Origin of the sequence: Mesorhizobium sp. M1142 (assembly GCF_040318565.1) — a bacterium.
In the GTDB taxonomy this organism is placed as follows: Bacteria; Pseudomonadota; Alphaproteobacteria; order Rhizobiales; family Rhizobiaceae; genus Mesorhizobium.
Map to the genome: position 1 here is coordinate 115,935 of NZ_JAMYMK010000005.1, position 25,185 is coordinate 141,119.

Annotated in this window: 20 protein-coding genes, 1 tRNA gene and 1 pseudogene; 9 read left to right on the forward strand and 13 right to left on the reverse strand. The window is 64.0% G+C overall.

Translation table 11 applies throughout. From position 1 onward, the window contains the following. Window positions 1-157: 157 nt before the first annotated feature. Complete coding sequence (locus NKH42_RS10725) at window positions 158-1,261, reverse strand: saccharopine dehydrogenase family protein (RefSeq protein ID WP_352751416.1); 1,104 nt, start codon at window positions 1,259-1,261, stop codon at window positions 158-160. A 123-nt stretch (window positions 1,262-1,384) separates the two neighbouring features. Here NKH42_RS10725 and NKH42_RS10730 point away from each other — a divergent pair, with 123 nt between their 5' ends. The 3 genes from NKH42_RS10730 (at window position 1,385) to NKH42_RS10740 (ending at window position 3,609) form a co-directional block, all read left to right on the forward strand. After that, window positions 1,385-1,813: an Lrp/AsnC family transcriptional regulator gene (locus tag NKH42_RS10730; protein WP_254817936.1), complete on the forward strand. Its 429-nt coding sequence runs from the start codon at window positions 1,385-1,387 to the stop codon at window positions 1,811-1,813. A 178-nt stretch (window positions 1,814-1,991) separates the two neighbouring features. Further along, window positions 1,992-2,357: a RidA family protein gene (locus NKH42_RS10735; protein ID WP_254817935.1), complete on the forward strand. Its 366-nt coding sequence runs from the start codon at window positions 1,992-1,994 to the stop codon at window positions 2,355-2,357. 22 nt (window positions 2,358-2,379) lie between these two features. Further along, entirely contained in the window at window positions 2,380-3,609 is a 1,230-nt protein-coding gene (locus NKH42_RS10740) for an amidohydrolase/deacetylase family metallohydrolase (RefSeq protein WP_352751417.1), read from the forward strand. Between the two features lie 29 nt (window positions 3,610-3,638). Here NKH42_RS10740 and NKH42_RS10745 read toward each other — a convergent pair whose 3' ends face one another. The 6 genes and pseudogenes from NKH42_RS10745 to NKH42_RS10770 form a co-directional block, all read right to left on the reverse strand. After that, on the reverse strand, window positions 3,639-5,417 hold the full coding sequence (locus tag NKH42_RS10745) for an NAD(P)-binding domain-containing protein (RefSeq protein ID WP_352754089.1): 1,779 nt from the start codon (window positions 5,415-5,417) through the stop codon (window positions 3,639-3,641). A gap of 132 nt (window positions 5,418-5,549) precedes the next feature. After that, window positions 5,550-7,583 (reverse strand): aldo/keto reductase, encoded by a 2,034-nt coding sequence (locus NKH42_RS10750; RefSeq protein ID WP_352751421.1) that lies wholly within the window; start codon window positions 7,581-7,583, stop codon window positions 5,550-5,552. A gap of 59 nt (window positions 7,584-7,642) precedes the next feature. Further along, entirely contained in the window at window positions 7,643-8,740 is a 1,098-nt protein-coding gene (locus NKH42_RS10755) for an ABC transporter ATP-binding protein (protein ID WP_023675944.1), read from the reverse strand. A gap of 8 nt (window positions 8,741-8,748) precedes the next feature. Continuing rightward, window positions 8,749-9,615: a carbohydrate ABC transporter permease gene (locus tag NKH42_RS10760; protein WP_352751471.1), complete on the reverse strand. Its 867-nt coding sequence runs from the start codon at window positions 9,613-9,615 to the stop codon at window positions 8,749-8,751. Next, complete coding sequence (locus NKH42_RS10765) at window positions 9,612-10,472, reverse strand: carbohydrate ABC transporter permease (protein ID WP_254817930.1); 861 nt, start codon at window positions 10,470-10,472, stop codon at window positions 9,612-9,614. Before NKH42_RS10765 ends, NKH42_RS10760 begins: the two co-directional genes overlap by 4 nt. A 232-nt stretch (window positions 10,473-10,704) precedes the next feature. Further along, window positions 10,705-11,977: pseudogene (locus tag NKH42_RS10770) on the reverse strand (extracellular solute-binding protein). A 106-nt stretch (window positions 11,978-12,083) separates the two neighbouring features. Here NKH42_RS10770 and NKH42_RS10775 point away from each other — a divergent pair. Continuing rightward, window positions 12,084-12,956, forward strand: a complete 873-nt coding sequence (locus NKH42_RS10775) for a helix-turn-helix domain-containing protein (protein WP_352507383.1) — start codon at window positions 12,084-12,086, stop codon at window positions 12,954-12,956. A 15-nt stretch (window positions 12,957-12,971) separates the two neighbouring features. Here the strand turns inward: NKH42_RS10775 and NKH42_RS10780 are convergent, their stop codons facing one another. Both NKH42_RS10780 and NKH42_RS10785 read right to left on the reverse strand, forming a co-directional pair. Next, window positions 12,972-14,210 (reverse strand): M24 family metallopeptidase, encoded by a 1,239-nt coding sequence (locus NKH42_RS10780; RefSeq protein ID WP_352507382.1) that lies wholly within the window; start codon window positions 14,208-14,210, stop codon window positions 12,972-12,974. 188 nt (window positions 14,211-14,398) lie between these two features. Further along, on the reverse strand, window positions 14,399-14,737 hold the full coding sequence (locus NKH42_RS10785) for a hypothetical protein (protein ID WP_254817926.1): 339 nt from the start codon (window positions 14,735-14,737) through the stop codon (window positions 14,399-14,401). Window positions 14,738-15,135: 398 nt separating this feature from the next. Here NKH42_RS10785 and NKH42_RS10790 point away from each other — a divergent pair, with 398 nt between their 5' ends. After that, window positions 15,136-16,008 carry a ferritin-like domain-containing protein gene (locus NKH42_RS10790; RefSeq protein WP_352479722.1) on the forward strand — a complete coding sequence of 291 codons (873 nt, stop codon included), beginning with the start codon at window positions 15,136-15,138 and terminating at the stop codon, window positions 16,006-16,008. Window positions 16,009-16,149: 141 nt separating this feature from the next. Here NKH42_RS10790 and NKH42_RS10795 read toward each other — a convergent pair. Beyond that, a tRNA-Gly gene (locus NKH42_RS10795) sits at window positions 16,150-16,224 on the reverse strand. Between the two features lie 232 nt (window positions 16,225-16,456). Between NKH42_RS10795 and NKH42_RS10800 the strand changes: the two genes are divergently transcribed. The 4 genes from NKH42_RS10800 to NKH42_RS10815 all read left to right on the forward strand — a co-directional run bounded on the left by NKH42_RS10800 (window position 16,457) and on the right by NKH42_RS10815 (window position 19,208). Beyond that, window positions 16,457-16,954 (forward strand): prolyl-tRNA synthetase associated domain-containing protein, encoded by a 498-nt coding sequence (locus NKH42_RS10800; protein ID WP_254817917.1) that lies wholly within the window; start codon window positions 16,457-16,459, stop codon window positions 16,952-16,954. 102 nt (window positions 16,955-17,056) lie between these two features. Beyond that, window positions 17,057-18,049: a thioredoxin gene (trxA, locus tag NKH42_RS10805; protein ID WP_352507381.1), complete on the forward strand. Its 993-nt coding sequence runs from the start codon at window positions 17,057-17,059 to the stop codon at window positions 18,047-18,049. 163 nt (window positions 18,050-18,212) lie between these two features. Next, window positions 18,213-18,884, forward strand: a complete 672-nt coding sequence (locus NKH42_RS10810) for an LON peptidase substrate-binding domain-containing protein (protein ID WP_023675985.1) — start codon at window positions 18,213-18,215, stop codon at window positions 18,882-18,884. Between the two features lie 84 nt (window positions 18,885-18,968). Beyond that, window positions 18,969-19,208, forward strand: coding sequence for a Trm112 family protein (locus tag NKH42_RS10815; protein ID WP_352507380.1), 240 nt, complete (start codon window positions 18,969-18,971; stop codon window positions 19,206-19,208). 31 nt (window positions 19,209-19,239) lie between these two features. Here NKH42_RS10815 and NKH42_RS10820 read toward each other — a convergent pair whose 3' ends face one another. The 3 genes from NKH42_RS10820 to NKH42_RS10830 are packed head-to-tail and all read right to left on the reverse strand — an operon-like array spanning window position 19,240 to window position 25,038. Then, on the reverse strand, window positions 19,240-22,548 hold the full coding sequence (locus tag NKH42_RS10820; protein ID WP_352507379.1) for an error-prone DNA polymerase: 3,309 nt from the start codon (window positions 22,546-22,548) through the stop codon (window positions 19,240-19,242). Beyond that, the gene (locus NKH42_RS10825; RefSeq protein WP_352974071.1) at window positions 22,545-24,023 is read right to left on the reverse strand and encodes a DUF6504 family protein; all 1,479 of its coding nucleotides are present in this window, start codon (window positions 24,021-24,023) and stop codon (window positions 22,545-22,547) included. The genes NKH42_RS10820 and NKH42_RS10825 overlap by 4 nt, the downstream gene beginning before the upstream one ends. Beyond that, the gene (locus NKH42_RS10830; protein ID WP_352507377.1) at window positions 23,956-25,038 is read right to left on the reverse strand and encodes an ImuA family protein; all 1,083 of its coding nucleotides are present in this window, start codon (window positions 25,036-25,038) and stop codon (window positions 23,956-23,958) included. Before NKH42_RS10830 ends, NKH42_RS10825 begins: the two co-directional genes overlap by 68 nt. Between the last annotated feature and the right edge of the window lie 147 nt (window positions 25,039-25,185).

A 25,185-nucleotide genomic window follows, 5' to 3' on the forward strand; every position in this document is an offset into this window, starting at 1 on the left:
CTCCCCCCTTGAGGGGGAGATGGCCGGCAGGCCAGAGGGGGTCGGTTCGACTGGATGCGACCGCCCTTGCGACAGATGGAGGTTGGCGCTCTTCGCGAGGCGACCCCCCTCTGTCGCCTTCGGCGACGTCTCCCCCTCGGGGGGGAGATTACGCAGCTCACCCCGCAAGCCGGCTAACCATCTCGTGCTGCGCGTAGGCGCGGCCGAAGCGGTTGGCCAGAAAAGCGTCAAGCGCGATGTCCTCCTGCTTGATGAAACCTCTTGCCGGCAAGGTGCCGTCGGCGAGCATGTCGAGCACGGCGCAGATCGCCGATGCGGTGGTGATCTGGATGGCGCTGCGCACCTTTTCGCCGTCGCGCCTGGCGTAGATCTTGTTGGCATAGGTCTCCTGCAGCAGACGGCCGTTCTTGCGGCCGCTGACGGTGACGAAGACGATAACCACGTCCTGCAGCGTTGCCGGCAGGGCGCTTTCGAAAATGTCCTTCAGCACGTCGCGGCGGTGGCGCAGGCCGAGGTCGTTGAGCAGCGCCTTCATGATCGCGGCATGGCCGGGATAACGGATGGTGCGGTAATTCAGCGTGCGCACCCTGCCTCTCAGCGTTTCGGCCAGCGTGCCCAGCCCGCCCGAGGTGTTGAACGCCTCATAGGTGACGCCGTCGAGCGAGAACTCCTCGCGCTCCTCGAGCGGCGGCACTTCGATCAGCTCGCCTTCGACGATCGCCTCGCAAGGCTCGCAATATTCGTTGATGACGCCGTCGGTGCTCCAGGTCAGATTGTAGTTCAGCGCATTCGACGGGTACTGCGGCAGCGCGCCAACCCGCATGCGCACGCTCTCCAGCGTGTCGAAGCGGCTGGCGAGGTCGTTGGCAACGATCGAGATGAAGCCGGGCGCCAGGCCGCATTGCGGAATGAAGGCGCTGTTGCCGGAGCGCGCCAGTTCCTTGACCCGCCTGGTGCTGACGACATCCTCGGTCAGATCGAGATAGTGCACGCCGGCACTGGCCGCCGCCTCCGCGATGCGCGTGGTCAGATGGAAGGGCGCGGCGCTGAGCACCGCGAATTTGCCGGCCAAGGCTGCTTCGAGGGTGCCGGCGGCTTCGATGTCGACTTCCAGCGTCTCGACCGTTTCAGGCAGTTCGGCCGCGCCGAGCTGCGCCGACGAGCGGTCGACGAGGGTGACGTGATAGTCGCCCGTGGAAGCCAGCATCTCGGCAATGGTCGAGCCGATCTTGCCGGCGCCGACGACGATGATTTCCTTCATGACAGGTCCCTCGCACCAACATTGGATTGACGGCTAGAATCGCAGCTTGCCTGTCGAAAGGAAGCGTGAGACTGTACGAAACGCAGTCTCTCTTTGTACAATGTGCCGGCAAGGTTCGTCGAAATGCTCAGCGATGCCGACCAGGCCCTGCTTTCCCTGCTGCGCATCAATGCACGCGCCTCCACTGCTGAACTGGCGCGACGGCTGGGCGTCTCACGAACGACGGTGCAGAGCCGGATCGAGCGGCTGGAACAGCGCGGCATCATCACCGGCTACGGTGTCAGGCTTTCGCCCGACTACGAACAGGGGCTGGTCAGGGCGCATGTCCTGCTTACCGTCACCCCCAAGCTCGCCGACAAGGTGGTGCGCAGCCTGCAGGCGCTGGCACCGGTTCGGACGCTGCACTCGGTCAGCGGCAATTTCGACATGATCGTTGTCGTCGAAGCGCCGTCGATCAGGGATCTCGACACGCTCCTCGACCAGATCGGCGCCATGGACGGGGTCGAGCGGACGTCGTCGTCGATCATCCTGTCGACGCGGATCGACCGCTGAGCCGGCTGGTGTCGCGGGTCCAGACGCTGGCGCGAAGGATCACCAAGGGCGGTGATCGTTCTGGCGTTACCGCAGCAAAGCGATATAGGCTTTCAAAATGTGGATCGATGGCGTGCAGCCGCCCCCAATCTCTCGCAGCATCGCGCGTTCACCCAAAGGACCTAGACAGGAGGCCCCCTTGCCCAAGCAGTGTTTCGGAAAATCCCATGTGCCGTTGTCGCCGGCGGTCAGGGCCGGCGATTTCGTCTATGTCTCAGGCCAGGTGCCGGTCGGCAGCGACGGGCTGGTGGTCAAGGGCGGCATCGCCGAGCAGACCGAACAGGTGCTGTCGAACGTCAAGGCGGCATTGGCGCTGGCCGGCTGCACGCTCGACGATGTGGTCAAGACGACGGTCTGGCTCGAGGACGCGCGCGATTTCGGCATCTTCAACACCGTCTACGCCCGGCATTTCCCGAAAGATCCGCCGGCACGCACGACGGTGGAGTCACGGCTTATGATCGACATCAAGATCGAGGTCGAAGCCGTCGCCTACAGGCCGGCGTGACGGAAAAGCGGAGACGGGCGCAATGCAATTCGATCTCCTGATAAAAGGCGGCCGCCTCATCGATCCGGCGTCCGGCCTCGACGCACAACGCGATCTGGCGATTGCCGACGGCCGTATCGCCGCCATCGACGCCGAAATCCCCTTCGAACGTGCAGCCCGCGTCATCGACGCCACGGGCTCGATCGTCGCGCCCGGCCTGATCGACCTGCACAGCCATGTCTATTGGGGCGGCACGTCGCTCGGCGTCGATGCCGACCGGCTCGCCGCGAAGAGCGGCACCACCACCTTCGTCGATGCCGGAAGCGCCGGCGCCGGCAATTTCCTCGGCTTTCGCCGCCACGTCATCGAGCGCTCGAAGGTCCGTATCCTGGCATACGTCAACATTTCCTTTGCCGGCATTTTCGGCTTCTCGCAGACCGTCGCGGTCGGCGAATGCAGCGACCTCAGGCTCTGCGAACCGCGCGAAACGGTGGCGGCGGCGCGCGAGCACGCGGACGTGGTAGTCGGCGTCAAGGTCCGCTCCGGTCGCCACGCCGGCGGCAGCAGCGGCATCGCGCCGCTCGATCTCGGGCTGGAGGCCGCCGACAAGGCCGGCCTGCCGCTGATGGCGCATATAGACGAGCCGCCGCCGGGCCGCTCGGAAGTGCTGCCGCGGCTGCGCAAAGGCGATATCCTCACCCACTGCTTCCGGCCGTTTCCCAACGCGCCGGTCTTCGCTTCGGGCGCGGTGCGGCCGGACATGCGGCTGGCGCGCGAGCGCGGCGTCATCTTCGATATCGGCCACGGCATGGGCTCGTTCGATTTCGAGGTGGCCAAGGCGATGCTGAGCGAGGGACTGGCGCCGGACGTGATCAGCAGCGACGTGCACCTCTACTGCGTCGACGGGCCGGCCTTCGACATTCTGGTGTGCATGTCGAAGCTGCTGGTCCTCGGCATGCCGCTGGTCGAGGTGCTGCGCGCCGCGACACAGCGGCCGGCCGAAGCGATCGCCAAGCCCGATTTGGGCAGGCTTGCGGTTGGTGCGGTCGGCGACATCGCGGTGCTGCGGCTGCGTCCGGGCCGCTTCACCTTTGTCGACTCGGTCGGCGCCTCGCTGGTCGCCGGGCACAGGCTGGTCTCGGACGGCATCGTGGTCGGCGGCACGTGGTGGCCGAACGACGCGCTGGACGATCTCGGCGAAACCGAGCGCTTCGAAGCGCATGCGCACGACACGCATGTCGAGGTTGCCGCCCGGCATTTCGGGCGTGGGTGATCTCCCCCTCAAGGGGGGAGATCACAGCTTCACCGCGGCGTCCCATAAACCGGCGTCGCAATGCCTTCCATCCTCGCCTTGATCTGCAGCGCCACGAACTTCGAATAAAATCGCGACAGCGCCAGATTGCCGCCGTGGAACCACAGCGCTTCCTGCGCGGTCGGCTTCCACATGTTGCGCAATTCCCCTTGCCATGGACCCGGGTCGCCTTTCACGCCCGAGCCAATCCCCCAGCACGGCCCGACCTTGTCAGCGACTTCACGGGAGACGATCGCCGCCACCGTTTCGTTCATCGAGAGATAGCCGGTGCAGGCGATGATTGCGTCGGCCGCCAGTTCGGTGCCGTCGTCGAAGAGGATGCCTGTCGGCGTCAGCGACTTGATCCCGACGCCGCTGCGGATGCCGATCTCGCCGTCGATGATCAGATCGCAGGCGCCGACATCGATGTAGAAGCCCGAGCCGGTGCGGTAGGCCTTCATCAAAAGCCCGGTCTCGTCGTCGCCGAAATCGATGGCGAAGCCGGCGCCGCGCAAGCGGTCGTAGAAGGCCGCGTCGCGCGCCTTGATGATGTCGTAGAGTGCGCGCTGGCCCTGTGGCAGCAGCGCGAACGGCGTCGAGGCGACGATCATGTCGGCCTTCTCAGTGGTGATGCCGCGGGCCAGCGCCTTTTCCGAAAAGATTTCGAAGCCGATTTCCATCAGCGTGTCCGACTTGACCACCGTCGTCGGCGAGCGCTGGACCATCGTCACCTCGGCGCCGCTCTCCCACAGATCGACGCTGACGTCATGGCCGGAACTTGCGGCGCCGATAACGGCGACCTTTTTGCCGCGGAATTTCTCGCCGCTGAAATATTGGCTGGAGTGCAGGATCTCGCCCTGGAAGGTCTCGGCGCCCGGCAGGTCGATCTGCCTGGGCGGGCCATAAGCACCGGTTGCAAAGACGATGTGCTTCGGCTTTAGCGTGATGCGCTGGCCGGCGCGGTCGACCTCGACCGTCCAGACCTTTTCGGCCTCGTCGTAGGACGCGCTGATGCATCTTGTGGAGGTCCAGTAGTTGAGCTCCATGACGCGCGTGTACATTTCCAGCCAGTCGCCCATCTTGTCCTTGGGCGTGAACACCGGCCAGTTCTCGGGAAACGGGATGTAGGGCAGATGGTCGTACCAGACCGGGTCGTGCAGCACGAGCGAGCGATAGCGACTGCGCCAGGAATCGCCGGCCTGCGCATTCTTCTCGATGATGATGGCCGGCACGCCGAGTTGCCTGAGCCGTGCGCCCAGCATGATGCCGCCCTGGCCGCCGCCGATGACCAGGCAATAAGGCTGCTGGCCGGCGCCGAGTTCACGCGTCTCGCGCGCCCTCGCCTCCAGCCAGGTCTCGCGCTCCGGATCGGCCTTGTGGCGGACGCCCAGAGGCCGCGCCGGGCCCTTGCGCTCCTCAAACCCCTTGAGATCGCTCATCGCCGTAAACAGTGTCCGGCATTTGCCGTCCCTGAGGCGCATGATACCTTGGCTCCACGCTGATGACGTCTCGAAAGAAAACCAGGCTTCGATAATGCCTTCGTCCGAAGTCGCTTCGCTGCTGAGCTGCCACCGAGCAGGCCTTGTCATTGCCAGCGTGGCTTCCAGCATGTCGCGGATCGCCGCGCGGCCTTCCATGGTCTTGATGTTCCAGGTGAAGGTCAGCAGGTCGCGCCAGTAACAGTCCTCGACGAACAGGTTGATTGCGGCCGCGACGTCGCCCGCCTCGAGCGCTCGCGCAAAAGAACCGAGCCAGGTGGCCGCCTGTTTCGACGGTGATATGTCGAGCATCTGTCTTCCCTATGTCCAGCGACTTCGGCGCTGCCCTTTAACCTTATCCTCTCTCCCGAAGAGCGGGGAGAGGGTAGGTGAGGGGCAGCGCAAACAGTCCGGAAATTAAGGGCGCAGCGCAAGACCCCGCTATCAGGCGCGCGCGCGGGCCTGATCCGAACCGCTATCAAGCCATGCAAGATCGTCCGGCGAAAGTGAGATGTCGAGCGCCTGGAGGCTGTCTTCCAACTCGTCGAGCGTGCGCGGCCCGATCAGCGGGACGGACGGAAAGGGCTGTGCCAGGACATAGGCGAGCGCGACGTGGATCGGGCTTTTGCCCAGCCGTTTGGCGAGCTCGATGGCGCGGTCGCGGCGGCCGAAGTTCCTCTCCGAGTACCAGACCCGGACCAGTTCCTCATTGTCGCGCCGGTCGCGGCCGGCGCGGTCGGTGAAGAAGCCGCGGCCCTGGCTCGACCAGGCGAAGTTCGGCATTTGCCGGGCGGTAAGCCAGGCCTTCCACTCGTCGCTGGAGGACGTGACGCAGCCTGCCCAGATCGGCTCCAGCATCTCGGCCAGCGAGAAATTGTTGGAAAGGGCGCCGGGTTTCTGCTTGCCGGTGCGCTCGGCATAGGCAATCGCCTCGTCCATGCGTTCCATCGTCCAGTTCGAGCCACCGAACGGACCGCGAATGCGGCCGGCCTTGACCTCGCGATCCATCGCATCGACGAACTCGTCGACCGGCACGTCCGGGTTGTCGCGATGCATGAAATAAACGTCGATATGGTCGGTCTGCAGCCGCTCAAGCGACTGGGTGAGCTGCTTGCCGATGACGTCGGGATAGCAGAGCGGCGAGTGCGCACCCTTGCCGATGACCACCGATTGCTCGCGCACGCCGCGGTTCTTCAGCCACTGGCCGAGCAGCGTCTCGGTATAGCCGGAACCGTAGACGAAGGCGGTGTCGAACAGATTGCCGCCGGCCTCAAAATAGGCGTCGAGCAGGATGGCGCCCGACGAAAAGGTGCGGAAATCCTCGAAGCCGAGCGCCAGGCACGAGGCCGGCCGCGGCAGGCCCGGAATGCCGCGCTTGGGGATGGCGGTCCCGCCGGAGCGCAGCTTCCGCCCGGAGATCGTGTTGACGCGCTTTGCCGGTTTCTCGATGTCATATTCGAGCCCGATGGCGGCCCGCCATCTATCGAGCACGCGCAGATTGCCGAGACTGTCGGCCCAGCTCATGCCCGGCCAGGCGAACTCCTGCTTCCCGCCGAGAATGGCCTCGCCGGCGGCGTCCACCTCGAATGCGTAAAGCCAGCCGTCCTCCTTGACCTCGACCACCTCGGTGTCACCCGGACGGATGATGCGGATTTCGCCGGTGCCGCCTTGCTGGCCGCCGGCATACCAGAAATCCGCCACCTCGATGCGGCCCTTGCTGCCGAGAATACGCAATACGTTGTCCTGCGCGAGCGAAATGCTGCAGGAGACTTCCGCGACGATGCCGCCCGGAAAATGCAACAGCGCCGACGCCCATTCGTCGACGCCGGATTGGCCGAGATGCGCAGCGCCGACCACTTTGTCCGGCTCGGCGAAGGGCTTCTCCGCCGCGGCGCCGGCAATCAGCCGCGCCATCGAGACGGGATAGCCGCCGACATCGAGAATGCCGCCGCCGGCGAGATCCTTGGCGTAAAGCCGGTGCTCCGGCATGAAGCCCGGCATGGCGAAGCCGAAACTGGATTTGATCATCTTGATGTCGCCGATCGCGCCGGCCCTGATCAGCTCGACCAGCCTGGCCGTCTGCGGATGCAGCCGGTACATGAAGGCTTCGCCGAGAAAGGTGCCGGTCTTGCGCGCGGCATGGATCATGGCGTCGGCCTCGAAGGCGGTCAGGCCAAGCGGCTTTTCGCAAAGCACATGTTTTCCGGCCTCGGCTGCCTTGATCGCCCATTCGGCATGGCTCGGATGCGGCGTTGAAATATAAATCGCGTCGACGTCCGGAGCGCTAAGCAAAGCCTCGTAGCCATCGAGGATGCGGGCGCCGGGGAAAGCCTCAGTGAGCCCGGCCTTGCCGGGATTACGCGCCCCTAAGGCGACCAATGTGCCGGTGCGCGAATGGGCGACGCCGCCGGCAAAGGCCTTGGCGATGTTGCCGGGCCCGAGAATGCCCCAGCGAATTTTTTCTGGCTTGGACGTCATGTCAAATCTCCGTGGGGTGGCCGCGACCAATCGCGATCGGACAAAAGAAACTAGATGGGTTAGCGAATGCGTGCGCCGGTGGCGTCGAAGAGAAGCGAGCGGTCGGCCTTGATCGACACCACCAGGTCGTCGCCGTTCGCGCGATGCCGCGAGGCCTCGCGCTCGATGATCAGTTCCTCGCGCCCGCCCCCAGTCCCGGAATTGGCATAGACATAGCTCACCGACCCCAAGTGCTCGGCGACGTCGGCCTTGAGGGTAAGGTCGCAATCGCCCTGGCCGGCGTCGAAGAAATGCTCCGGCCGCACGCCAAGCACGACATCGCCGCCTGTCGCAGGCAGAGCATCCGAAAGCGGCTTGCGCAGTCGCGCGCCGCGATGATTTACCAGTTCGACGACCGCAGCGCCGTTGTCGGCCCCGACCATTTTCGCCGCCAAGAAGTTCATTTTCGGGGAGCCGACGAAGCCGGCAACGAAGCGGTTGGCGGGGTCGTCGTAGAGATCGAGCGGCGCGCCGATCTGCTCGATATTGCCGGCGTTGAGGACGACGATCCTGTCGGCCAGCGTCATCGCCTCGGTCTGATCGTGCGTCACATAGACCATGGTAACGCCAAGCTCCTTGTGAAGGCGCGATATCTCGACGCGCATCTGCACCCTGAGCTCGGCGTCGAGATTGCTGAGCGGTTCGTCGAACAGGAACACTTGCGGCTCGCGCACGATGGCGCGGCCGATGGCGACGCGCTGGCGCTGGCCGCCCGACAATTGCCGCGGCCGCCGCTTCATCAGCTCGGCGATACGCAGGATTTCGGAAGCCCGCTTCACCCGCCGCTCGGTATCTGCCTTGGGGTTGCCGGTCATTCTTAGGCCGAAGCTCAGATTCTGCTCGACCGTCATGTGCGGATAGAGCGCGTAGGACTGGAACACCATGGCGATGCCGCGATCGGCTGCCTCGACGTCGTTCACCACCTTGCCGCCAATGGCGATCTCGCCGTCGCTGATGTCCTCGAGCCCGGCGATCATCCGGAGCAGCGTGGACTTGCCGCAGCCGGAAGGGCCGACGAAGACGACGAATTCGCCGTCATCGATGTCGATATTGGCGCCGTGGACGATCTCGAAGACGCCGAAGCGCTTGATGACGTTTTTGAGAGTGACTGCCGCCATGCTGATCCTTACTTGATGGCGCCGGCGGCGATGCCGGCGACGAAATGGCGCTGCAGAAGCACGAACACGACGAGCATTGGCGCCGTCAGCATCACCGCGCCCGCCATGATGCCGCCCCAGGACACCTTGGTGAGACCGATCAGCGTGCCGAGCGCCACCGGCGCGGTCATTGCGCCCGGCTTGGAATTAATCAGCAGCGGCCACAGATAATTGTTCCAGGAAGCAAGGAAGAGAATGATGGCGAGCGCCGCCAGCATCGGCCGCGCCAGAGGCAATGCGACGAACAGGAATATCCGCCATTCCTTGACGCCCTCGACCTTGGCCGCGTCGAACAGCTCGTGCGGCATCATCGAAAAACTCTGCCGCATGAACAGCACGCCCAGCGAGTTGAACAGCGGCGGCACGATCAGCGCCACCCAGGTGTTGGCGAGCTTGAAGTCGCGCGCCACCATGATGAATTGCGGGATCAGCACGACCGCATAGGGCAGCGTGATGGTGCCGAAGATGATGGCGACGACCATGCCCTTGCCGAAGAAGTTGTAACGCGCCAGCGCCCAGCCGGCCATCGAGGTGAGCATCACCGACAGGAAAGTATAGGTCACCGCCACCGAGACGGAGATGCCGATGGCGCCGATGAAATTGGTGCCGCGCTGCAGATTGCTGACATTGTCGAGGAAATTGCCGTGCGGCAAAAGCTCGATGTCGGGGCTGAAGATGCCATTGTCGGGCATCGTGGAAAAGACCACCATCATCCACAGCGGAAACAGCCAGACCAGCGCCAGCGGCGTCAGGAACAGATGCAGCGCGATGCTGCGGCCCAATCTGGCCTGGGAACGGCTGACCCGGGAATGGCTGATTGAGGAGCGCGAGGTCATTTCGGTTCCCTCGTCAGCCATATCTGCACCAGCGAAATGGCAATCGCCAGCCCGGCCATGGTGTAGGCGACGGCCGAAGCGTAGCCGAAATTGAGCGACCGGAAGCCCTGGCGGTAAAGCAGTAGCCCGAGCGTTTCGGTGCCGCCGCCCGGCCCGCCGCGCTCGGTGATCAGGAAGGGCTCGGTGAACAGCTGCATGGTGCCGATGATCGACAGCACGGCGCAGAACACGATGATCGGCTTGAGCAGCGGCAGCGTGATGTAAAAGAACTGTTTGACCTTGCTGACCCGGTCCAGGGTCGCCGCCTCGTAGACATCCTCGGGGATGGACTGCAGGCCGGCGAGAAGGATGATGGCGTTGTAGCCGGCCCAGCGCCAGGTCACCGCCATCATGATCACCGCCATCGCCGGGGTGACGTTGGTAAACCAGTCGACACTGGGCAGGCCGATGCTGTTCAGCAATTTGTTGATGATGCCGTAGTCGAGATTGAACATCAGCCGGAAAACCGCCGAATAGGCGACCTCGCCGACCACGACCGGCGCGAAGAAGGCAAAGCGGAACAGGCCACGCGCCTTGAGCAGCGGCGAATTCAAAAGCACCGCCATCACTATCGCCAGGGAAATCATCACCGGCACCTGGATGACGAGGATCAGCAATGTGTTCTTCAAGGCGTTGAAGAAGGCGGGATCGCCGATCAGCCGGCCCCAGTTGAAGGTCGGCGCGAACCGCCACGGCACGGTGCGCGTCGCCTGGAACGAGATCAGGAAGGAATCGATGATCGGCCACAGCCAGAAGATCGAGAAGATCAGCAGATAGGGCGCGAGGAAGCGATAAGCCGTGGCGTTCTGGTAGCGCATTCGTTTTCCTCCTTTCTGCTTTCGCCTGCTGGGGCGCGCGGTGTTGATGTTCAGGTGATGCGCCGCCGCAAACGGTGGCTTGTTCGAAGGCCGGCGCCGCCCCTCATCCGCCTGCCTGGCCGCAATGCTGGGGGATTCCCCTCTCCCCGTTCTTCACGGGGAGAGGGTAAGGGTGAGGGGCAGCGCCAGCGTTCGAAATAGATCACGAAGTCTGGAGCCATCCCGTATCAGATCACGACTTGACCGGCAGGCCGGTCGCCGCGGCGATCTGGCTTGCGGCATCGTCGAGCGCTGCCTTGGCGTCGGGATAGCCGCCGGCCAGATATTTGGTCTGCACCGCGCGGATGATGATTTCGGCGTCGCTCTGGAACGGAGTGCCGCGGCTGGGGACGACCTTGGGCAAGGTGCCGAGGATGTCCTTCCACACGGCTTGGCCACCCCAATAGGGCAGGCCTTCGGAGACATAAGGGTCGTTGAGCGCCGAGATCAGCGACGGCACCAGGCCGAAGCCTTTCAGCATGGTGATCTGGCCCTCATTCGTCCCTAGCGTGTATTTCAGATAGGCATAGGCGGCTTCCTTGTTCTTCGACACCGAAGTGATGGCGAGCGAGGAGCCGCCGAGATTGGCGGCGCGCGGACCGTCGGCGGTCAGGCTCGGCATCAGATAGACGCCCCCATTTGCCTGCGCCATCGGGCGATTCCGTGCGTATGGTGCCTTCATACCAGCCGCCATACATCTGGCTGGCGACCTTGCCGGCGGTGTTGTTAGTGATCTTGGTGCTCCAGTCGGCAGAGGAAATGATGCCGGCGTCCTTCATCTCCTTGATCTTGGTCATGGCATCGACGCATTTGGGCTGATTGACGGTGATCGATTGACCATCGGCGGAGAAATAGGCGCAGCCCTGCTCGTTGGAGATCATGCGGAAGAATTCGGAATCGCCGTTGAAATCGGCGTTGGTCATCGTCACGCCAGGATTGGCGGCCTGGATCTTCTTGGCGGCGGCGATGAAATCGTCCCAGGTCTTGATCGAAGACGGGTCGACGCCGGCCTTCTCATAGAAGTCGCGGCGGTAGAACATCGCTACTGGACCGGAATCCCAGGGCATCGCATAGGCCTTGTCGTCAACCTCGAGCTCGGTACGTTTGAAGTCGGGGAATTTTGCCTGGTCTTCTGCGGTGTAGCCGAGCGTGTGCAGGTCGACGAAGCAATCCGGGAACTGGCTCCAGTAGTTTTCCGCCTCGCCGTTCTCGATCGTCACGATATCCGGCAGGCCCTCGCCGCCGGCGGCACAGCCGGCGATCGATTTGTCGTAGGTCGGCTGGTTGCCGAGGTCCTCGACCGTGACCTTGATGTCGGGATACTGCTTGTTGAAGCCCGCTATGGTGGCCTTCAGCGACGAAGCGGCGATGTTCCAGCTCCAGATCGTGATTTCACCGGACTGCGCAAAGGCTGGGCTGGAGCCCAGGGCAAGCGCGAGCGCGGCGCAGGTCAATTTTAAGCGCATTGAAATCCTCCCATTTCAGTTGCTCTCTGTTTGCGAGCGTGGCTAGACTAGGCTTCGGGAAAGCCTTGTCCGCGACAAAGGGAATAAGAAATGAGCGGAAAGTAAGATGCCGGAAAGGCCGTTTTACCAGCCTGGCGCCAGCAGCGTGGAGGGCCTGCCGCTGCTGCTGCAAATGTTCCACACCCAGCCCCTGGTGATGCTCAAGCCACATTGGCATGCCCAGGTCGAGGTGAATTTCATCGTGCGTGGCGCCGTGCATTACCGCATGGACGGGCACGGGCTTTCGCTTTCTGCGGGCGACATGTGCCTGTTCTGGGGCGGCCTGCCGCACCAGATGGACGAAGCCTCCGACGATGCCATCTACGCCGGCGCGCATCTGCCGCTGGTTCATTTCTTCCGGCTGCATTTGCCCGTCGACGTCCGCAACAGGCTGATGACCGGCGCGACGCTGGTGACCGACGCCACAGACCGGTCGGACGACCACAATTTCGAGCGCTGGAACCGCTATGCCCGCTCCGGCGACCCGGTCAAGGCGGAGCATGCCGTCAACGAGCTTTTGCTGCGGCTTGAGCGGGTGCGGTTCGAGCCCTACCGGCTGGTGCCGGAAACGCCGGTCGAACAGGAGCTAGGCAGCCCGTTCGATCAGCAATCGCTGCGCAATGTCGGGCGCATGTGCGACTTCATCGCCGAGAATTTCCTCTACGAGATCGATTGCGTCGACATCGCCGCGGCGGCCGACATCCATCCCAAATACGCCATGAGCATCTTCAAGAAATCGACCGGCATGACGCTCAATGAATATGTGAATCTGCTGCGCCTCAGCTACGCGCAGGCGCTGCTGATGCATCAGGATGCCAATGTGCTGCGCGTCGCCATGGAATCGGGCTTCGGCTCGCTCAGCGCGTTCAACAAGTCGTTCCGCAAGCTTTCCGGCATGTCGCCGTCGGATTTCCGCAGGGGCGTGGCCGGCGCCAGATAAGGGCGCCGGCTGGATTCAGCCGATAACCCCCAGACGTCTCGGCAGGCGGTTCATCGGCGACGGCCCGTTGGCGGTGATCAGGAACTGGTCCTCGAGATTGAAGCTGGCGAGACTGTCGATGTAGAGCGGAATCTCGAATGCCAGCACCATGCCGGGTTCGATCGCGACATCGCAGTCGGCCGAGATGAACGGCCATTGCTCGGAAAACACGGAATGGCCGACGCCGTGGCCGAAATGGCCGCGGCGATAGGAACGCAGGCCCTGGCGCGCCAGGCTGTCACTGGCGGCGCGATGCACGGCGGCCAACGGCTTTCCGGGCATAAGCGCGGCAAGCCCGTCGGCGAAGGCGCGTTCGGCTATCGCATGCAATTCGGCCTGTTCGGGCGACGGCGGCCCGAAGGTGAAATTCCGCGACATATCCGAGGCATAGCCGTTCACGCTGCACACCATGTCGGCCTTCAGCGGATCGCCGGCGGCGGCGACCGCGTCGGCGCCTTTTGGGCGAGCGCCCAGCGTGACGTATTCCGCCGTCGAGATTTGCTGCGACGACCCGCCGGCTACATCCGCGACGCCTTGCCGGTAAAGCGCGACCAGCTCAGACTGACGCATGCCGGCCGCTGCATGCTGCTGCAGCCGCGACAGGCCGGCCTCCGACAGGACGATGCCCTGCTGCAACAGGTCGATCTCGCTCTGCGACTTGATCGCCCGCAGCCGGTCGAGGATCGGCGAACCGTTGACCAGGGCAGTGCCCGGCAACATCGCCTGCATCGCGGAAAAATCGCTGGCCGAGACGAAATCCAGCTCGATGCCGAGCGTCGCACGCTCCAGCCCGAATTCTGCGAGGATCGTCTTCAGCTCGCGGACGGAGCGGGCAAGCTCGAAGGTCGCCGGACGTGAAAAACCGGGGGCGCGGCCAACCAGGCCGGCCTCGATGCGCTGCGCAACAGGCCGGTCGGCCGTCGCCGGCTCGAGCGACGCCGATTCGATCCAGATCGGATGCGTGCGTACCATGGCGCCGGCCATCGCCGCCGGGAGCTGGGCAGCCTGGAAATCCGCCACCACGACGCCGATCGGCAGGTTGCCTCGCTTGGGAATAACGACGAAACCGGCGCCGGCCCGCCGGAACAGGCCTGCCGGGCCGATCCAGGCACCGGTGGCATATTGGAACGCCTCGGGCTCGCAAAGCACCAGCGCCTCGATGCCGGCGCGCTGCATCAGGTCAGTCGCGCGCTCGCGGTCGACAAAGCCGGTCATGGGATCTCCTCGAATGCAATCGAAACCGACGCCGATGCGGCGGCGTTTGGCCTTAGCGTAGCTTCAGTGCCGCCGTGGAGCAGCTTTTTTCTGGAAGCGCTGTTCACCTTGAGAGTTCGTCGTCGGGAAACGAAAAAGCCGCGGCGAACCGCGGCTTTTCAACACAACAAGCGGCTGCTTCGAAAGCTTTATTCGGTTTCGTCGGAAGTGTCGTCGGCAGTGTCTGCCGCGTCATCCGCGGTCTGCCTTGCCAGCGCTGCCTGCAAGGCCAACGTGGCCTGTGGCGAGGCCGGTGTCGTCGCAACGACCGCCGCTGCGTGAGCAACTCCGTGCGTCGACTTGTCCCTGGCCGCGGCGGAAGTGGCGGCTCCGTGTCCCTGCGAGCCGGCCCCGGCCGAGTTTCCGCCATTGCCGTTGCTGCCGCCATTGCCGTTGCCATTGCCATTGCCGCCGGGAGCAGCGAGTACCGGAGATGCGACAAGGGTGAGAGCGGCTACAGTCGCGAATAGACAGGTGCGCGTTTTCATAGTTCCTCCTTCGAGTCGCCCTCCCGCCAGGATGGGTTCCAAATGAAAAACGTCAGGACTTCCAATGTGAAAGCCGGCTGTTACCTAGCTTTGTTCAAATACAGTATTCTGCAAGATGGACCTTGGTCCGAAACCGGCACGCAAAAGTCCTGAATTTTATCGACAGCGTACTTCGGACGACCGCAACGGCTGGATTTTGCTGCCGTCAGATCCAGCGCCGCTACAGCGCATGTGCGTCGGCTGACATGAGGTTACAATCGAGGAAACCTCGGTGCTCGCCATCCGGCGAGATCATTTAAGGCGATTGAGGAACATTCCACAGTTCGTGAAGTTGGGAGCGCAGGCCCGCTTTTGAGGTGCCAAAATGTTTGATGCCGGCGGGCTTTTGGGAGGAAGCCATGATCCGCGTCACGCCTGCATTTCGTGTTTCACGCCGCCGCGCATTGCAGTTTGGCCTGGGAGCGACGCTCGCTTCGGCCACCGGGCTTGCCCCGGTTTCCCGCGCCTATGCGCAGGATGAGGTCAAAGACGAAGACATTTTCCGGTTCGCCCTCAATCTCGAATATATGGAAGCCGAATATTACCTGCGCGGCACAACCGGAAAAGGGATCGATGACTCGGATGCCGGCCCGAAGGCCGGCGCTGTGGCTGGCGGCAAACAGGTTCGCTTTGACACGCCTGCAATCGGCGAGTTCATGCGTGAGGTCGCCGAAAACGAACTTGCCCATGTCAGGTTCTATCGCAAGACACTTGGAAGCGATGCCGTCGACCGGCCGGCAATCGATTTCGATGCGGGCTTTGCGGCGGTTGCCAAGGCGGCGGGGCTCGGAGCGGACTTCGATCCTTTCGGCAACCAGATGAACTTCGTGCTCGGCGGCATGCTGTTCGAGGATGTCGGCGTCACTGCCTATGCCGGCGCCGCGCCCCTTCTGAAAAACAAGGATTTCCAGGCCGCCGCCGCTGGCATTCTGGCCGTTGAGGCCTACCACATGGGGATGGCGCGATCGTCGCTTTACCGAATGGGCGAGGATGCCTGGAAGGCCGCCAATGCGGTTTCCGACGCCCGCGACAAGATCGATGGACCGGAAGACAAGGACCAGGGCATCCGAGTGGACGGCAAAGCCAATATCGTTCCATCGACCCCGGATGCAATCGCCTTCACGAGGACGCCGCAAGAAGTGCTTCGGATCGTCTATCTGACCGACCAGAAAGGCGTCAGCAAGGGCGGCTTCTACCCGAACGGAATGAACGGAACGCTCAAAAGCACCTGAGCGGTCTGCGGATGAATCTCGTGGCAAATGAACTTGCGCGCGCGGCCAGCCGATTCGGCGCGCTGCGCCCTGTTGGCGCGCAAAAACGAAAAAGCCGCGGCGGACCGCGGCTTTTCGATGCTTGATTTCCCTTGAGAGAAATGGAGCGGGTGAAGCGATTCGAACGCTCGACCCCAACCTTGGCAAGGTTGTGCTCTACCCCTGAGCTACACCCGCTCGCGCGGCTTTTGGGCCGCAAGCCGCGCCTATATGGCTGAAGAGCGCGGCGATTGCAACAGGGAATTCGCAGGCTTTTTTGCTTCGCCGGCAATGCGGAGAAGCGCTCCTCCGGACGTCGCAAGGCAATCACCCCCCGCGTTGCGCGACGGACTTGTCTTGGCCGCATCATTGGCCGTAAACGGCGTTAGCCAAACAAGCCGTTGAAAGCGGGCCACCAGAAGAAAGACCGATGCCGAAGACCGAAGCCGAACTTTTCGCCTTTCTTGCCGGACTCGGGATCGAGGTATCGACGCGGCGGCATCCGCCGCTGTTCACGGTCGCCGATTCGCAGGCGCTGCGCGGTGAGATTGCCGGCGGCCACACCAAGAACCTGTTCCTCAAGGACAAGAAGGACAATTTCTTCCTGGTCAGCGTCGACGAGGAGGCGGTGGTCGATCTCAAGCAGATCCACCATCTGATCGGCGCTGCGGGGCGCGTGTCTTTCGGCCGGCCGGAGATGCTGATGGAGCTTCTCGGCGTCGTCCCGGGCGCGGTCACGGTGTTCGGGCTGATCAACGACACCGAGCGAAGGGTCAAGGTCGTTTTGGACGAGAAGCTGATGAGCCATGCGGTGGTCAATGCCCACCCGCTGACCAATGAAGCGACGACTTCCATCGCTGCCGCGGACCTGGTCAAATTCGTCGAGGCAACCGGACATGATGCTGTTATCTTGAAAGTCTCGGCATGATCGCCACATGGGTGACTAAGACCGGGGTGACTGAAACCGGGTTCTAAAGAAGGATGTTGCGCCCGTCCCTTGGCCGGCGGCGCGACCGAAAGGCGACGAGAGATGAGCGATAGCAACCCCTTTGGCGGCCCATTTGGCAGCAATGGCCGCCAGTATGCCACCACCGTGCAATATGGCGGCACCGATGCCGCGCGTGAGAAGGTCGCGCTTGCGAAGGCGCCGGCCGACGTCATCAAGGACACAACGACCGCTGGATTTGCTGCAGACGTCATCCAGGAATCGCGTCGCCAGCCGGTGCTGGTCGATTTCTGGGCGCCGTGGTGCGGTCCCTGCAAGCAATTGACGCCGCTGCTGGAGAAGGCGGTGAAAGCCGCCGGCGGCAAGGTCAAGCTGGTCAAGATGAATATCGACGACCATCCGTCGATCGCCGGCCAGCTTGGCATCCAGTCGATACCGGCGGTCATTGCCTTCAAGGACGGCCAGCCGGTCGACGGCTTCATGGGCGCCATTCCCGAGAGCCAGATCACGCAATTCATCCAGAAGGTTGGCGGCAAGAACGGTGGCGCGCCGCAAGTGGCCGAAGCGCTGGCCGCGGCTGCCGAGGCGCGCGACGCCGGGGATGTGCAGACAGCGGCCGACATCTACGATGCCATCCTGGAACAGGCGCCGGAGACGATCGAGGCGATCGCCGGCTTGGGCGACCTGCTGTTCGAGGCCGGCGATGCCGAAGGTGCCGAGGCGGTGCTGGCGCGGGCGCCGGAAGCGAAGAAGGATGCGCCCCAGCTCGCCGCGCTGCGGGCCAAAATGGCGCTCGCCGCGCAAGCAGCAGTGCTCGGCAATCCGGCGGAACTGGAACGGCGGCTGGCCGAAAATCCCGGGGATCACCAGGCACGGTTCGAGCTTGCCATGATCCAGAACGGCAAGGGTGATCGCATGGCGGCGGCCGACAATCTGCTGGCGATCATCAAGGCAGACCGCTCGTGGAACGACGACGGCGCCAGAACCCAGTTGCTGCAGCTCTTCGAGGCATGGGGCATGACCGACGAAGCAACGCTGTCGGCACGGCGCAAATTGTCGTCGCTGCTGTTTTCCTGAGCCGGCGCAGACTGTTTTGTCGCGCGGGCTTGCGGTGGGCGGCAGCTGCGCCAGATTAGGTTTTCGGACGGCGTTCGATTTCAGGTTTCCGGTGTTGCGCCTTGTGCCGGCCGGGAGGAGACGGATTTGGTGCGCTTCCTGACAAAGCGATCGGAGGATTGAGGTGCAGGCGGGAAACGCGCATTACCGGCTCGCTGCGGACTTACCGTCGACCATGCCGATCTTTCCGCTTGAGGGCGCATTGCTGTTGCCGGGAGGCCGTATGCCGCTCAACATCTTCGAGCCGCGCTATCTGCAGATGGTCGACGAAGCGATCGCCGGGCCGCGGCTGATCGGCATGATCCAGCCCAGCCTCGACGGTGCGCTGCGTCCAGACGGCGAGCCGGAGCTCTGCAATGTCGGCTGTGCCGGGCGCATCATTGCGCTGTCCGAGAGCGGCGACGGCCGTTACCTGATTTCGCTGCAGGGCGTGTGCCGGTTCCGCATTGTTCAGGAACTCACGGTCAAGACGCCGTTCCGCCAGTGCCGGCTGGCACCTTTTCTCGCCGATCTCGACGAGGAGCAGGCAGACGCCGAGATCGACCGGCCGGCGCTGCTGAAAGCGTTTCGCGCCTATCTGCAGGCCAACGATCTGGAGGCCGACTGGGAGAGCGTCAGCCGCGCCGAAAACGCCATGCTGGTCAACGCACTGTCGATGATGGCACCCTACGGGCCGGCCGAGAAACAGGCGCTGCTCGAAGCGGCCGATCTGAAGACACGCGCCGAGACCCTGATCGCCATCACCGAAATGGCGCTGGCGCGCGACAATGAGGATTTCGGTTCGAGTTTGCAGTAGGTTGGCCCTCCTTCTCCCACAAGGGAGAAGGGGAGGCCACGCGCAAAAACCTGAAGCGGTCGCCTTGTGGAAAGGATGGATCGAATGGCGGATGGACGTGACGGGAACAGGACTGTCGATCCCAAGCTGCTGGAACTCTTGGCCTGCCCGCTGACCAAGGGGCCGCTTGCCTGGGATCCGGAGCGCGGCGAGCTTATCTCGCGGGTGGCAAAGCTTGCCTATCCGGTGCGGGACGGCATTCCGATCATGCTGCCCTCGGAGGCACGTACGATCACCATTGACGATGCCGTGCCCACGCCACCGCGCCTGGGCGGAACGGCCTGACGAAGAGAAGAGGCCAATAGCCAGCCATGTTCTACTGAAAATTGCGCCCTTTGGGCATGACCTTCTCTGCCTTTCCCAATAGTTCCGTTTGCGCGATGCTATCGGGCCGCTTCTCCTCGGGGCCGCTCGAAGGTTCATCCACAAGCCTTGCCTCCTCGAGCAGCACCGACAGCCACGGCGTCAGATCCTCGACCTTCTCGGCGACGATATGGATGACGTCCGATTCCGATTGCAGCTTGCCGGTGACGCGGATGAAACGCGCGCCCATGACGATGGGGCGGAAGCGGTTGAAGGTTCTTTCCCAGAAAATGATATTGGCGACCGCATTCTCGTCTTCCAGCGTCAGGAAAATCGCCTTGCCATTGCCCGGCCGCTGCCGCACCAGCACGAGGCCGGCGACCGAAACGCGGCGGCCGTCCCGCACCTGGCCGAGCCGCGCATTGGGCGTGACGCCGGACCGATCCAGCCTTTGACGCAGGAAGGCGACCGGGTGCGCCTTCAGCGACAGGCCGAGCGAGCGGTAGTCGTGGACGACGTGCTCGCCGAGCGGCATTGCCGGGAGCCGGGTTTCAGGCTCGAGATCGCGCAAGCGGATCGCCGGCTGATCGAACAGCGGCAGCTTTTCGGCGGCACTCTTGCCGTCGAGCGCGCGGACCGCCCATAGAGCGTCGCGGCGGTTCAATCCAAGCGAGCGGAAAGCGTCGGCCTGTGCCAGTTTTTCGATCTCGTCGACGTTGAGGCCCGAGCGCAGCCAGACATCGCGCACGGATGCGTAGCCGTCGCCGCGTCGCAGCACAAAGGTCTCCATGCGCTCCTTCGACAGGCCCTTGACCTGGCGAAAACCCAGCCGGACGGCATGGCTGGTCCGGATGACGCCGCGCATCTGGGCATGGCGGTCAAGGATACGATCCGGATCGAAAGGCGATTTCTCCAAGGCGCAATCCCAGCCGGAAAAATTGACGTCGACGTCGCGGATCTCGACGCCGTGGTCATGCGCGTCGCGGACAAGCTGAGCCGGCTGGTAAAACCCCATCGGCTGGGAATTGAGGATCGCGGCACAGAACACGTCGGGATAGAAGGTCTTGAACCAGCAGGAGGCATAGACCAGCAGGGCGAAGGAGGCGGCGTGGCTTTCGGGAAAGCCGTATTCGCCAAAGCCTTCGATCTGTTTGAAGCAGCGCTCGGCGAAGTCTTTTTCGTAGCCCTTGGCGACCATGCCGTCGACCATTCTCTTGCGGTAATTGCCGATCGTGCCGGTGCGCTTGAACGTCGCCATGGCGCGGCGCAGTTCATCGGCCTCGCCCGGCCTGAAGCCGCCGGCGACGATGGCGATCTTCATCGCCTGCTCCTGGAACAACGGCACGCCCAGCGTCCTGCCGAGGATTTTTTCCAGTTCCGGCTTGGGGTATTCGGGTTTTTCCTTGCCTTGCCGGCGGCGCAGATAGGGATGGACCATGTCGCCCTGGATCGGGCCGGGCCGCACGATCGCCACCTCGATGACGAGATCGTAAAAGTTTTTCGGCCGCAGCCGCGGCAGCATCGACATCTGCGCGCGGGATTCGATCTGGAAGACGCCGATCGTGTCGGCGCGGCAGATCATGTCGTAGACACGCTTGTCCTCGGCAGGCAGAGTGGCCAGCACATAGGGTTGGCCGTAATCGTCCCGCGCCTCCGGATAATGATCCCGGAGCAGGGTGAAGGCGCGCTGCAGGCAGGTCAGCATGCCGAGCGCCAGCACGTCCACTTTAAGGATTTTCACCGCGTCGAGGTCGTCCTTGTCCCACTCGACCATCTTGCGCTCGTCCATCGCCGTCTTGACGATGGGCACGATCTCGTCGAGCCGGTCCCTGGTGATGACAAAACCGCCGACATGCTGCGACAAATGACGGGGAAAGCCCATGATCTCGTTGGCGCATTCGATCACGTGCCTTGTCGATGGATCGGTCTGATCGAGGCCGCCGGCTTTTGTCTCCTTTTCGCCGAGTTCCGAGGTCGACCAGCCCCAGATCGAACTGGACAGCGCGCTGCGGACGTCGTCCGACAGGCCCATCGCCTTGGCCACTTCGCGCATCGCCGAGCGGCCCCGGTAGCTGACGACGGCAGCGGCCAGCGCGGTGCGCTTGGTACTGTATTTGGAATAGATGTACTGGATGACCTCCTCGCGCTTTTCATGCTCGAAATCGACGTCGATGTCGGGCGGTTCGTTTCTTTCCTCGGAAATGAAGCGCTCGAAAAGCGTGTCGATCTTGTCCGGGCCAACTTCGGTGATGCCGATGCAGAAGCAGACGATCGAGTTGGCGGCGGAGCCGCGCCCCTGGCAGAGAATGTTCTGGCTGCGGGCGAATTTGACGATGTCGTGGACAGTCAGGAAATAGCGCGCGTAGTTCAGGCGCTCGATCAGGGCGAGCTCCTCCTCGATGCGTTGCGTCACAAAAGCGGGCACGCCCGAGGGGTAGCGGATGGCGGCCCCCTCCTTGGCCAGCCTTTCCAGCTCGGCCTGCGGCCCGAGGCCCGATTCCGTCGGCTCGTCGGGATAGTTGTATTGCAGATCACTGAGCGAGAAGGTCAGCTCGCCGGCAAAACGCAGCGTTTCCGCCAGCGCTTGCGGATGCCTGCGGAAAAGCCGTGCCATCTCCAGCGGCGGCTTTAAGTGACGCTCGGCATTGGCCGCCAGCTCCAGCCCCACCTCGGCGACGGGCACATTGAGGCGGATCGCCGTCAGCACGTCCTGCAGCGGGCGCCGTTCCGACGTATGGTAGAGCACGTCGTTGGTGGCCATCAGCGGGATGCCGGCCAGCTCGGCCATCGCCGCCGCCTGCTCGATACGGAAGCGGTCGTTACCGCGGTAATCCGGCGAAACCGCCAGCCTCAGGTTTTCGCCGAAGCGATCCCTGAGCCGGCTAATCAGTTCGAGGCCAGCTTCCGCGTCCGCCGACAGATCCGGCAGTATGGCCAGCGACAGGAGATCGCCCCATTCGAGAAGATCGCTCTGTTTGAGAAGCGCTGCGCCCTTTTCGTTCTCGTCGCGCAGATTGGCCTGCGTCAGCATGCGGCACAGATGACCCCAGCCCTTGCGGTCCTGCGGGTAGGCGAGGATGTCCGGCGTGCCGTCGCAAAAAACCAGGCGGCAGCCGGGATGATAGGAAACACCCTCCACCTTGGCCTGCTGCCAGGCGCGCACCACGCCCGCCACCGTGTTTCGGTCGGCGAGACCGATCGCCGAAAACCCCAGGAATTTTGCCGCGACCACCAGCTCCTCCGGTTTCGAGGCACCGCGCAGGAACGAGAAGTTCGACTGAATGCCGAATTCGGCATAGGGGATGGCCGTCAGCGCATTCATGCGAAGATCCCATGCATGAACCAGCGCGGCGGGACTTGAGAGGCGCCGTAAAGGCCCTGGCGATAGAGCCAGTAACGGCGGCCGTCGGCATCCTCGATGCGGAAATAATCCCGGGTCGGGGCATCTTCTCGTCCCGCCGCCCCTCGCCACCATTCCGGCGCGATGCGCTCCGGCCCTTCGGCGCGCGCGACCCGGTAGAGCGCGCGCCGCCAGCGGAAGTTCAAAGGCGGGCCTTCCGGCATTTCGGTGGCCGGCACCTCGATCGGCTCGGGCGCACGGAAAAGCCGGATCGGCCGTTCCGGCTGGAAGACGGTCGTGGGAGCGTCCTTCGCCTTGTCCGGCTGCTTCGGCGGCGAGGTTCTCTGCGGCACTTCCGCGAAGGGAAGGGTGGCGACGGCGCGCTCCGGCAGATGGCTCTCGACGGCGACCGGTTTCAAGACCGCACCTTCGCCGAGCCGGGCGCGGATGCGGTCGGCAAAAAGCGCGATATCGGCACCGTCGTCGCTCGTCTCGCCGGCAAGGTCGGCCTGCTGCATGTCGAAGGCGGCGGCGGTCAGCACCGAAAGGCGCACGAGATCGAAGCCATAGCCGGCGTCGATATCCTGTTCGAGCGCGGCAAGCCTTTCGTGGAACAATTTCTGGATCAGCCGCGGCTCGCGCAGAGGCCGCGAGGTGCCGACGGCGATGCGGCTGACGCCGCCATCGACGCGGAAAAGCAGCAGCGCCAGCCGCCTTGCGCCCTCGCCGCGACGCTCGAGGTCGCTCTTCAAGGTGGTCGCCAGCATGCCGGTCAGCCGCTCGATGTCCTCGGTCAGCATGATCGGCTCGGCAAGGTGACGCTCGACCGAAAGCGGTGCGACCGGCAGGCGCGGCGACACGGCCTCCTCGAGGCGGCCAAGCGCCTGGTCGAGACGCAAGAGCAGCGATGCGCCGAAGCGGCGGGCCAGCGGCGCGCGCGATGCCGCCATGACGGCGCCCGCCGTGCGCAGGCCGACGCTTTCGAGGCTGGCGCGTACCTCCGGGTCGATGCGCAGCGCCGCCAGCGGCAAGGGCGCGAGAAGCGCTTCCTCCTTACCATCGGGCACGATGCGGTCGCCAGCAAACCGCGCCGCCGCCCAGGCAGCCCCAGGCGTGGCGGCAAGCCCGGCGCGGACATCGAAGCCCTGATGGAAAAAACGCGACAGGATATCGTCCAGCATCGAGCGTTCGCCGCCGAAAAGATGGGTGCAGCCGGTGACGTCGAGATAGAGGCCGTCGGTCCCGTCAAGCGCCACCAGCGGGGTATAGCGGTCGCACCAGTCGGCGAGGCCTTCGAGCAGGCGCCGGTCGGCCTCCGGATCGGCCTCCACGATGTCGATCGAGGGATGCATGGCGCGTGCGTCGGCTATGCCCATGCCGCGCTTCAGATTAAGCGCCTCGGCCCGCTCGTCGAGGGCGGCGATGCGCTGGGCGTTCCGGTCGCGGTGACTGATCACCAGCGGCAGGTGATCCGACGGCCGGGAACGCCAGGACCGCCCCAGACGCTGCCGCAGGATTCTCTCGGCGGCGAGATGCGGAAACCACAGGGATAGGATTCTTTGGCCGTTCTGGGGCCCATTCCTGAGACCTTCCTTGCTCGCCCCGTCTTTCTTCGAATATGCGTTCATCGGGGTTCCACTCCAGTGTGAATTTTCCGGGCAAGGCCGTGCGGCTCTTGCCGATGGCGACGGTGAAGGCGGGCCGGCCGATCGAGCCGGCGAGCGGCCCGGCAAGCGTCTTACGCGTTGCCGCCGGTGCCGCCGACAGGATGAGGCGGACGGGCGCTGCCGTCGGTTCGGGCTCGCCGGCCTGGCGCAGCAGGAACAGCGGCCGGCCCGCACTCTGCGCGCGGGCGTGCAGCCGCCGCGTCGCGGTGAGGTCAAGCCGCTGCGGGCTGCCGCGGATTTCGAGGATGACGGCGGCCAGCGCCGTCATCCGGGCAGCCTCCTCGGCGATCCACAGCGCATCGAGCAGCCTTGGCGCCTCGGAAAACAGCAATTGCTCCGGCTCGATGCCGAAGAAGGCGTGAAGCCCCCTGGCATAGGGAAAGCCGGCCTCGCGGAAAACCTCTGATGTGCCGATCCACAGCACCGGCAATCGCGGCCCCTGGCTTAGGATCAGGCTGACGAGCGACAAGGCAAAACCGGCAACGACCCCGGCATCGCGGGTCGCGGCGCCATGAAACTCGCTCACCGCCGCCTTCGGCAGGCCGCCGCTCAGCGCAGCATCGAGGCGCTCGGCGCCGGTGCGCAAAAACGCATCGGGCGGCGCCACGGCGAGGCCGCGCCGGACAATGGTCAGATTCCGAGCGGGTGTCGGATGCCGAGAGGGTGTCAGACTCTGACGAGGGACATCCGCGTCAAACGACGAACTGGCCGGCGCCTCCAGGCGCTCGGGCAAGGTCCCTTCGATCTTCGCGATCTGGCGGCGCAGGGCAAAAACAGTCTCCCGCGCCACGGCGCTTGTCGCCATGACGGTCAGCTTCCACTCACAATTGTTCCCGTTATGTTCCTATAGATTCCAGAGGCCGCCCGAAGAGTCAAGCGGAGTCATGGGGAATTTATTCCCAGAAAGAGCAATCCGAGCTTTTCAAGGAAACCGCTCGGGAGCCTGGGGTTG

Bases quoted from the DNA above. Each gene is read 5' to 3' on its own strand.
- NKH42_RS10730 (WP_254817936.1), top strand. From the start codon at position 1,385: ATGCTCAGCGATGCCGACCAGGCCCTGCTTTCCCTGCTGCGCATCAAT.
- NKH42_RS10800 (WP_254817917.1), top strand. From the start codon at position 16,457: ATGCCGAAGACCGAAGCCGAACTTTTCGCCTTTCTTGCCGGACTCGGG.
- NKH42_RS10775 (WP_352507383.1), top strand. From the start codon at position 12,084: ATGCCGGAAAGGCCGTTTTACCAGCCTGGCGCCAGCAGCGTGGAGGGC.
- NKH42_RS10755 (WP_023675944.1), bottom strand. From the start codon at position 8,740: ATGGCGGCAGTCACTCTCAAAAACGTCATCAAGCGCTTCGGCGTCTTC.
- NKH42_RS10780 (WP_352507382.1), bottom strand. From the start codon at position 14,210: ATGACCGGCTTTGTCGACCGCGAGCGCGCGACTGACCTGATGCAGCGC.
- NKH42_RS10830 (WP_352507377.1), bottom strand. From the start codon at position 25,038: ATGGCGACAAGCGCCGTGGCGCGGGAGACTGTTTTTGCCCTGCGCCGC.
- NKH42_RS10760 (WP_352751471.1), bottom strand. From the start codon at position 9,615: ATGACCTCGCGCTCCTCAATCAGCCATTCCCGGGTCAGCCGTTCCCAG.
- NKH42_RS10750 (WP_352751421.1), bottom strand. From the start codon at position 7,583: ATGACGTCCAAGCCAGAAAAAATTCGCTGGGGCATTCTCGGGCCCGGC.
- trxA (WP_352507381.1), top strand. From the start codon at position 17,057: ATGAGCGATAGCAACCCCTTTGGCGGCCCATTTGGCAGCAATGGCCGC.
- NKH42_RS10815 (WP_352507380.1), top strand. From the start codon at position 18,969: ATGGCGGATGGACGTGACGGGAACAGGACTGTCGATCCCAAGCTGCTG.
- NKH42_RS10785 (WP_254817926.1), bottom strand. From the start codon at position 14,737: ATGAAAACGCGCACCTGTCTATTCGCGACTGTAGCCGCTCTCACCCTT.
- NKH42_RS10820 (WP_352507379.1), bottom strand. From the start codon at position 22,548: ATGAATGCGCTGACGGCCATCCCCTATGCCGAATTCGGCATTCAGTCG.
- NKH42_RS10790 (WP_352479722.1), top strand. From the start codon at position 15,136: ATGATCCGCGTCACGCCTGCATTTCGTGTTTCACGCCGCCGCGCATTG.
- NKH42_RS10745 (WP_352754089.1), bottom strand. From the start codon at position 5,417: ATGCTCGACATATCACCGTCGAAACAGGCGGCCACCTGGCTCGGTTCT.
- NKH42_RS10740 (WP_352751417.1), top strand. From the start codon at position 2,380: ATGCAATTCGATCTCCTGATAAAAGGCGGCCGCCTCATCGATCCGGCG.
- NKH42_RS10765 (WP_254817930.1), bottom strand. From the start codon at position 10,472: ATGCGCTACCAGAACGCCACGGCTTATCGCTTCCTCGCGCCCTATCTG.
- NKH42_RS10725 (WP_352751416.1), bottom strand. From the start codon at position 1,261: ATGAAGGAAATCATCGTCGTCGGCGCCGGCAAGATCGGCTCGACCATT.